At 41.0% G+C, this 7603-nt stretch carries 6 protein-coding genes; all 6 read left to right on the top strand.

What is annotated here, in order from left to right:
- Positions 1-1080 precede the first annotated feature (1080 nt).
- The 6 genes from EJP87_RS11870 (at position 1081) to EJP87_RS11845 (ending at position 7449) form a co-directional block, all read left to right on the top strand.
- The gene (locus EJP87_RS11870; RefSeq protein ID WP_130472094.1) at positions 1081-1704 is read left to right on the top strand and encodes a DNA/RNA non-specific endonuclease; all 624 of its coding nucleotides are present in this window, start codon (positions 1081-1083) and stop codon (positions 1702-1704) included.
- A gap of 845 nt (positions 1705-2549) precedes the next feature.
- Positions 2550-3386: an HAD-IIB family hydrolase gene (locus EJP87_RS11865; protein ID WP_130472093.1), complete on the top strand. Its 837-nt coding sequence runs from the start codon at positions 2550-2552 to the stop codon at positions 3384-3386.
- An 18-nt stretch (positions 3387-3404) separates the two neighbouring features.
- Complete coding sequence (locus EJP87_RS11860; protein WP_130472092.1) at positions 3405-3914, top strand: SLATT domain-containing protein; 510 nt, start codon at positions 3405-3407, stop codon at positions 3912-3914.
- On the top strand, positions 3911-4549 hold the full coding sequence (locus EJP87_RS11855; protein WP_130472091.1) for a hypothetical protein: 639 nt from the start codon (positions 3911-3913) through the stop codon (positions 4547-4549). Before EJP87_RS11860 ends, EJP87_RS11855 begins: the two co-directional genes overlap by 4 nt.
- Positions 4536-4940 carry a hypothetical protein gene (locus EJP87_RS11850; RefSeq protein WP_130472090.1) on the top strand — a complete coding sequence of 135 codons (405 nt, stop codon included), beginning with the start codon at positions 4536-4538 and terminating at the stop codon, positions 4938-4940. Before EJP87_RS11855 ends, EJP87_RS11850 begins: the two co-directional genes overlap by 14 nt.
- Before the next feature lie 1183 nt (positions 4941-6123).
- Positions 6124-7449 (top strand): cytochrome C assembly family protein, encoded by a 1326-nt coding sequence (locus EJP87_RS11845; RefSeq protein WP_130472089.1) that lies wholly within the window; start codon positions 6124-6126, stop codon positions 7447-7449.
- Positions 7450-7603 lie beyond the last annotated feature (154 nt).

Raw genomic sequence — 7603 nt, 5'->3', positions numbered from 1 at the left:
TGATAAATATTTTTAAATGGCTGTGTGGCAACGGAATGTAACAGACATAGCTTGCGGCTCCTACATTAAGAGTGGAATATACCCGCCTATTCTACCAAATAATAGACCATGTTGCTAAGTTAATGGCATTGAGGGCACCTCCCTGGTGGAGTCCAGAGGCAAAGCCTCTGGGGTTTTGTCTTTTTATCTTTTATCTTTTGCCTTTGGCGCGCTTATCACACGAAGCCGACGCGCTTTTTGCGTCGGCTTAAGCGCCTAATGGAAGCAAGCTGTGCGGATTGGCGCGCATTTTTGCGCCAATTCGCACAGCATCCCCATGGGGGTAGAGCTGGCGAGCCAGTATGAGCCTGAATGGCTACGAAATGCGAATGATGCCTATAGATTTTCCTAAAACCCCTAAGATGTTCATCAAATTCTCAAAATACGAATGATGTCCCTCGATTTAAATATTTGTATACCTTTTATTCGTCTTCGTCATACACCTTGCATTTCGTAGATCCGTTCACAAGATGGCGAGGAGTCGTCGCCTTGCTCCTGGAAAATGGGATGACGATCTCTTGTCGTCTTTCTTCCAACGAGGTGTGAGCTGGAGAGGCAGGGGAAAGATCCATCAACCTTTTACCACGGATATTGCAGTCCCTCTGTTTTTCGCAACAGCAGGTTGTGTACTTATTTGAGGATGGGAGCTTATTGGATTGTCCTACCCGTGTAGCGTGGAGATGCCACTTGTTTGCTGCATTTTCTTTGTACAAACTATTGGTTTATATGCTCTTTTGTCGTGCCAGAAAAACAGACATCCAGGGTTGACCATGCATGCGCTATACTTCCGCCGATTACGAATATGCTATTGATATTGTAAAATGGATGTGATTCCAGTGAAGCGTTGGTTAATCCGAAGTCAGATTTTATTGAATAGAATAATTTTTTGTTTTGCATCGTCCTGAATCGTTTGATAGACTTTTTATCCATGGCGTGTGGAATGATATTGTGCGCGGTTGTTTCCCGTTCTGTTGGTTGGACGAGGGGTGATGTTGTTTTGTTGTGGGAAGGTGGATTACTGTTTGGTTCAGGAGCAAGAAGATGACAGCAAACGGTAACCCTTTTGAATTCGACTACGCATCATTCCTGGTTGATTTGCATGGTTTAGAGATGCAAGAGCTTTGGAGGCAATTGACGGAGCGGATGAAAGCCGTGTGGATAGAAGATTATGAAACGATGATTGGCGGGATGGCCAATATTTATCAGTTTGAAGCAGATAAAGGTTTTTTCACTCTGTTTGACTTGGTTGATGAGAGAGTGGGGTGTGCTAGCGATGGAAGCGAAGAGGAGACTGATAGCCGCGTGGTTGCGGTATTTGGTCAGTCGCAATTGCCACGCAATCGACGAGATATCAATCGTCAGAGGGGGTTTTTAGGGCCGAGCACCCGGGTTTTACCGGATGGATATGAAAAAGGCCATTTTATTGCCTACTCTTTTGGTGGCGGTATGGATTCCAACCTGTTTCCCCAAAAAAAATCCCTCAACCGGGGCTGGTCGGCAGAGGGAAAACGCTATCGTGCCATGGAAAAATATTGCGCAGATCATGTGGGCACACACTGTTTTGTTCGTCCGGTCTATGACACCCCGACATGGATTCCCAGCATGCTGGAATTTGGTATTTTGAAGGATGATAAACAATTGTGGGTAGGGTGGTTTCAGAATTGATGCGCGTAGCAAAACATATAGAGGTTGTTTTTGTCTGTTGTTCATACTGGAGGGGGGGGGTGAGTTGTTTGCGGGGCAGTTAAGTGGGATGTGGTGATTATTACATAACTAAAAAGGTGAATTAATATGAAGTTCCTTAATTTCTGGTGTCCAGTCAGAAAATTAGTATGGTGTCAACGATTTCGTCTGTCGGAGGAAATTAGTATGGAGTAACACAGATTTATTCAGATATATATATCAATTTATATGCTTCAAAGAATAGATTTCTGCAAGCATAGTTCAAGGAGGAAATTATATGGGCTTTTCTGAAATAGGATATATTTTTGGTGATAACGGTGCTTGGCATCCTCCAGGACAAGGAACGACAGTCCCTTCTCCAAATGGGTCATCTGGACGTGAGTATTGTTATGAATGCCACGAGAGAAGGGATTGTGATTATTATTGGACTGCAAAATATTTTTTTGCAAGATGCACGAAATGTGGAACACTGTTCTATATGACTGAACGATAAAGTTTGATAAATACGATGGATAATCAACTGCTCTGTATTGGGGATTGTAGTAGTTTGACATTTTATGGAATCCACTTGTCAATAATCGCCCGTACTGTACCACTTGATGTTCACCCAATGTGTACCACCGAAGTGCGGTTTACTGTGGTTATTTTTAAGAGGTTTGGTACTAGAAACAAAAATGAGCTATTTAATGAGGCATAGAGTAGGCGTGACCATGTGGAAAAGGGGTTTACCGAATGGCTACGTGTTTATTTGCTATTATTACTAATCCGTCGGTACATACTCCCAACTTATGGCAGATTGTTTTGTTTATACGCAAGGAGTGTATTAATTGAGCAAAGTATATATTTCTGATCTTGATGGTACCTTAATTGCAAATGACTCTCTCAGTGATTTTTCCAGACATAATTTAATAAGAATGATAAATGATGGATTGTTGTTCACAGTAGCTACAGGACGAGGGTTATCGTCTATTAAGAAAATATTCTTAGGTATTGATTTTCGTCTGCCTGTAATATGCTATAATGGTGCATTTATATCAAATTTATTAACTGGGAACCATGTTGTTACAAATAGTATTTGTAAAACATCTCCAAAAATTATATATAATATTATTGTTGATTGTAAGTTGTCTCCAATTTTTTTAATCAATGATGGAAGCAGAGATCTTATCGTATATGACAACTCTAGACATGTTGGTGTAAAATGGTGTACTGAAGATTCTGAATATTTTAGAGATCAGGAATTTATGAGAACTGATTTAAGAAAATGTTTATCGTTTAGTGTCGTAAGAATTATTCTTATCGATTCTTACGATAGATTGAGTTATCTAAATGAGCGTTTATTAAATGAAATTAATGACGTGATAGATGTATATTTCTACAAGAATTTTTATCTTGAAGGATATTATTGGCTAACTATAACTTCAAGGGAAGCATCTAAAGATAAGGCTATTGAAGTGATTCTAAATTGGTTAGGATTTGACAGGATGTCTTTAACTGTTTTTGGAGACCATCTAAACGATCTCGGTATGATGAAATATGCTAACATATCAGTTGCTCCCCGTGACTCTGTAACAGAAATAAGAAATATCGCATCAATAATTATTCCATCTGCAGATGAGGATGGTGTGGTTAAGTATATCATGCATGAATTTTACAAATATTAAGCTATATTGGTGGTTACCATGTCTGCAAATTATATGAAGTCTCTTAATGAGTTATGCAATCAGGTCGCCTATCAGATTGTTAGATTTGACCAGAAGAGAGAATCGTGTAGAATAAAATATCACATTATATTTGGTGGTCAGACTATTTTAACAATAGTCACTACAGTTTGTCTTGGGCTAAGTTTCAATGATTCTAATTTTATGGCGATCATGAAAAATGTAGCGTTAGTAACAAGTACTGTTGCTTCTGGTTTGGCAACCTTTCAAAGCAATTTGAAATATAAGGAGCAATGGACATACTTTACATTGGTTTCAGGAAGATTAAAAGCATTTCGTTCCAATCTGAATTTAATCAGAAAAAATATTGAAGATGATGAGAGTGGAACACTTTTTGGTTTAGAGGAATGTGATCGATATTTTATACAGTTCCAGAAAATTTTGAGCGAGTCAAATTCCGAGTGGCAGTTATTGCTGAAGAGTGATGACAGAAAACAAGAAAAGCCGGTTAATGAGTCTTTGAAAAAGTGAATAATCTATTCTCTAGCAAGGTGTTGTATTTTAATAGTTTGCACCTATTAAGAAAAATTATCAGATATGAACAATTCATATCTGGTGCCGGTGTTTATTTTTTTATTGGAACTCCTGTTTTATCTCCGCCATCTTTGAGAGGGAATATGGTTTTAGAGCTAAGCGAAAGTTTCCTTGTAGATAATAAAGAAAAATTTGTTTATGGAAGTCCTGTCGATATAGGTGGTCTTGAATTTGGTTTGTTAGGAGAAGCGCAAGATATAGATATAATAAAACGCAAATCAATGTGTTGTTACGATGATTTTTTTTCATTTTTTGTTGAGGTTCGCGCTGCTCTGGTTGAAGAATTTCCTAGAATAATGAGACATCAGCAATCAGAATGCTCTCTTGGAGTTGTTAATAAATATTTTGGTAATGAGGTCGCATCGTTTCTTCGTAGATACGCTGACCCACATGCTTGGGCATTTGAATATAAGTTACAGAGTGATTTTATCCTTCATGCAGATCATGTCGAACGTTTATTTTTTCCAAATACATATCGGGAAATTAGTGAGATAAAAATGTTGTTGCCTATTTTAAAAGAAAAAATGATAGAGTTTAATCCAAAGTACGGATTTGATCATGTGTATTTTTGAAAAGTATAACTTTGTCTCGTTTGGGATATACGAAGTCAGTGGGGTTGATTTTTTTCCAAGTCATGTTCCTCCAATTATTGGTGATTTAGTAGGTAATAAAATTAGAAGATGGAAATATGAGATACGACATCCTTATGAGATAGTTCCTGTCTCTCCTGTCGGAGCTTATAAGAAAGTTGTTAATTGTTTTCCGCAGCAATTTTTTATTCATTTTACACCGAGAAAAATTACTAAAAAAACACAAACTATTGCATTAGGTTGTGATTGTATTTTAGTCAGTCATCATAAGCTCTATTTACTTGTTTCTATAATAGTTTTTAGCATAATTATGATACGCTCTAAAAGGCAATTTATTAATTGTTTTGTGACGATAAAAAATATTTTATCATAAACTTTTTTTTAAGTCGAGGAACATATATGGACCCCTCTATGGGTGCAAGGTAAATCGAGTGGCAAGGTAAATTGAGTGACACCATACGCATTTTCCTGAGGTAAATCGAGTGACACCATACGCATTTTCCTGCGTATAGAAGAAAAGCATTTAACAAATCCGCATCATTTCTCAACCAAGCTACACATGTCTGATCAGCCATCGAGGAGCGTTTTTTTCCGATCTACGCGGTGACACTATTGCTGAGATTATTCTCAGAAAAATCAATCAACCGAGCTGAGCCTGCCTATGGCTGTAGGTGGTGGGCTTGACGATTTATTGCCGTTCGGCAATAGTATGCTGCATTCGACACCGAGAGGGGGGAGTGCCATATTTCTCCTTAAGAGTTGGCTTGATCCTCTCGCTGCTGGGCATGCGTTGCTGGGTGGTTTATGATTCTGTGTCTTGGCCAACCGCCAACTGGAACGCAGAGCTGCTGCCCTGGGCGAACATGTGGCACCCTCAGTCGCGTGAGCCTATCTCTCTGTACTGAATATGCTGTCACGCGGTTTGCAAATGGGCCCCAAAGTTAAGCAGTGGTCACTATCCTCCCTTTTTTGCAGCAAACATCAGAAGCCGATTTCAGGAACGCTTTTTGGCCAGCAGAGCCCGAAGGGTTGTGACTCTGGCCAGGTCAGCGCTCCTCTGTTATCGCATTTGAGAAGGGCGGTGGGAGTCGGGTTCCGATGGTGATACGCTTGCGCAGAGCGAAGAGTGCTAGAGGTTATGCTGGGTTATGAAGCAGATTGTCAGTAATATATATCTTGCCCTCAGTGGTGGGGCAGCGCTTCTGCTGGTGGCATTGGCTGTGGCTGGAGGTTGGATTCACTATTCCCCAATCCCATTTTGGGATATGTGGGGAAGCACGGTGGAATTTATCTTAAAAATCAAGGAAGGATTCTATTCCCTATGGTGGGCACAGCATAATGAACACAGAATTGTCCTCTCTCGTCTACTCTTCTATATTGATTACAAACTGTTTAACAGCTCATATGTTTTTTTGATTGTCGCCAATTATTGTTTTGTCGCTATCTCTTGCTGGATATATATCTCTCTCATTCGCCGCATGCAACAAAAACAGGGCCAACAGCAGAAACTATTCAATGCGTTGGAATTTTTTATCATTGGAGTGCTATTCCTCTGGATGCAGAACGAAAATCTGACCTGGGGGTTCCAGTCACAGATGTTTGCTGCCAATATCTTGCCCTTGCTCTCCTTTTTTCTGATGGCAAAATATATTGACAATCAATCCGCAAAAGAGTTCTGGCTCTCCTTTCTTGTGGCAATACTCTCCTCGTTGACAATGGCCAATGGGGTGATGGTGTTTTTTGTTTTATCTATGTTTGTATGGCAGTTCAGAATCAGTCGCCTAAAAAATATGCTCTTGTTGCTGATGTCCATTCTGGTTCCATTTATCTATTTTCTTGATTATAAAGCAATCAAACATCACGGATCCTTGCTTGATACCATTGTCCATGATCCATTAGGCATGATCCACTATAGTATACTCTATATCGGCAATCCCTTTTTCTTTTTGTTTGCGGGTGATGCTCTTGCCAAAAATATTTCCTTTTATTCTGGTATCTTGTTTATCATTGTTGCACTGATAGTGTTGTTTGTCAATTTGCTCAGAAAAGAAAAAAATCCTTACCAATTTGCTCTGCTGGCTTTTATCGTTTATATCGCCGGAACAGTGTTTGGAACAGCAGGAGGTCGCTTGTCGCTAGGGTTAGAACAAGCCTTCTCCTCGCGATATACAACTGCCTCGCTGATGGCGTGGGTCGCTTTGCTCATCCTCCTGCACGAAGAAAAATGGTTTCGTGGGGTGGCCGTGCGCAGAGCGACAGCACTGCTCGCTCTTGGTGTTTATCTGTTCTTGATCAAACATCAATTGACGGCCTTGGAGAAAAACAATGCCAGCACTACAGCGCGAGAAACTGCAGCTTTGGCGCTGGTATTGGAGGCCCGTGATACGCAATATATTCCTTCACTCTTTCCCAGGGTGGATAGAGTGCGGCAAATTTCTGAACATGCACGCCAGCAGGGACTGGCAATGTTTGGCAGCTATCCTTATGCCGGTCTGCATCGGGAAATGGGACAACCCTTTACCCCCCCTCTTGCCACTCCCTGTATTGGCTTTCTCGATGAGATCCACTCCATTGGAGCCGCAGAACCCTTTGTCAGAGTAGTTGGCTGGATCTTTGAGCCACAAAAGAGAGTGGTGCCACGGTTGCTGCGTCTGGTCGATGAAAAGAACAGTACCGTGGGTTTTGCCCTGACGGGCGTGGAAAGAGCCGATGTGGCGCAGCTTGTCGATGCACAAGCCGGATTTTCTGGTTTTCGAGGATATTTGTTTACATCGGCGCTCGGCTCAACTCTGCGTGCGTATGGGGATAGGCCGCAGTGTGTTCTTGCTCTGCAGCAGCCGGTGGTTGCTCCACTCGTTCCCGGCAATCAGCCGACTCTTTAATTATCTTCGCTGCTGCTTGTGCGGCTCATGAAACCAGAGAGAGTGATGGCCAGGGCAAGCGCATTTGCCAATTTTCTGTAAGCGGTGAATTCTCCGCGTATCTCAGCTCATTGACAAAATGGCTTTATCAATGTTCCATGGGAGGAGTTTTTCG

It is taken from the genome of Candidatus Magnetaquicoccus inordinatus (assembly GCF_004217665.1).
In the GTDB taxonomy this organism is placed as follows: domain Bacteria; phylum Pseudomonadota; class Magnetococcia; order Magnetococcales; family Magnetaquicoccaceae; genus Magnetaquicoccus; species Magnetaquicoccus inordinatus.
This window is presented reverse-complemented; position numbering and strand designations above follow the sequence as displayed.

Coding starts and splice junctions, on each gene's coding strand:
- EJP87_RS11870 (WP_130472094.1), top strand. CDS start 1,081: ATGACAGCAAACGGTAACCCTTTTGAATTCGACTACGCATCATTCCTG.
- EJP87_RS11860 (WP_130472092.1), top strand. CDS start 3,405: ATGTCTGCAAATTATATGAAGTCTCTTAATGAGTTATGCAATCAGGTC.
- EJP87_RS11850 (WP_130472090.1), top strand. CDS start 4,536: ATGTGTATTTTTGAAAAGTATAACTTTGTCTCGTTTGGGATATACGAA.
- EJP87_RS11845 (WP_130472089.1), top strand. CDS start 6,124: ATGCAGAACGAAAATCTGACCTGGGGGTTCCAGTCACAGATGTTTGCT.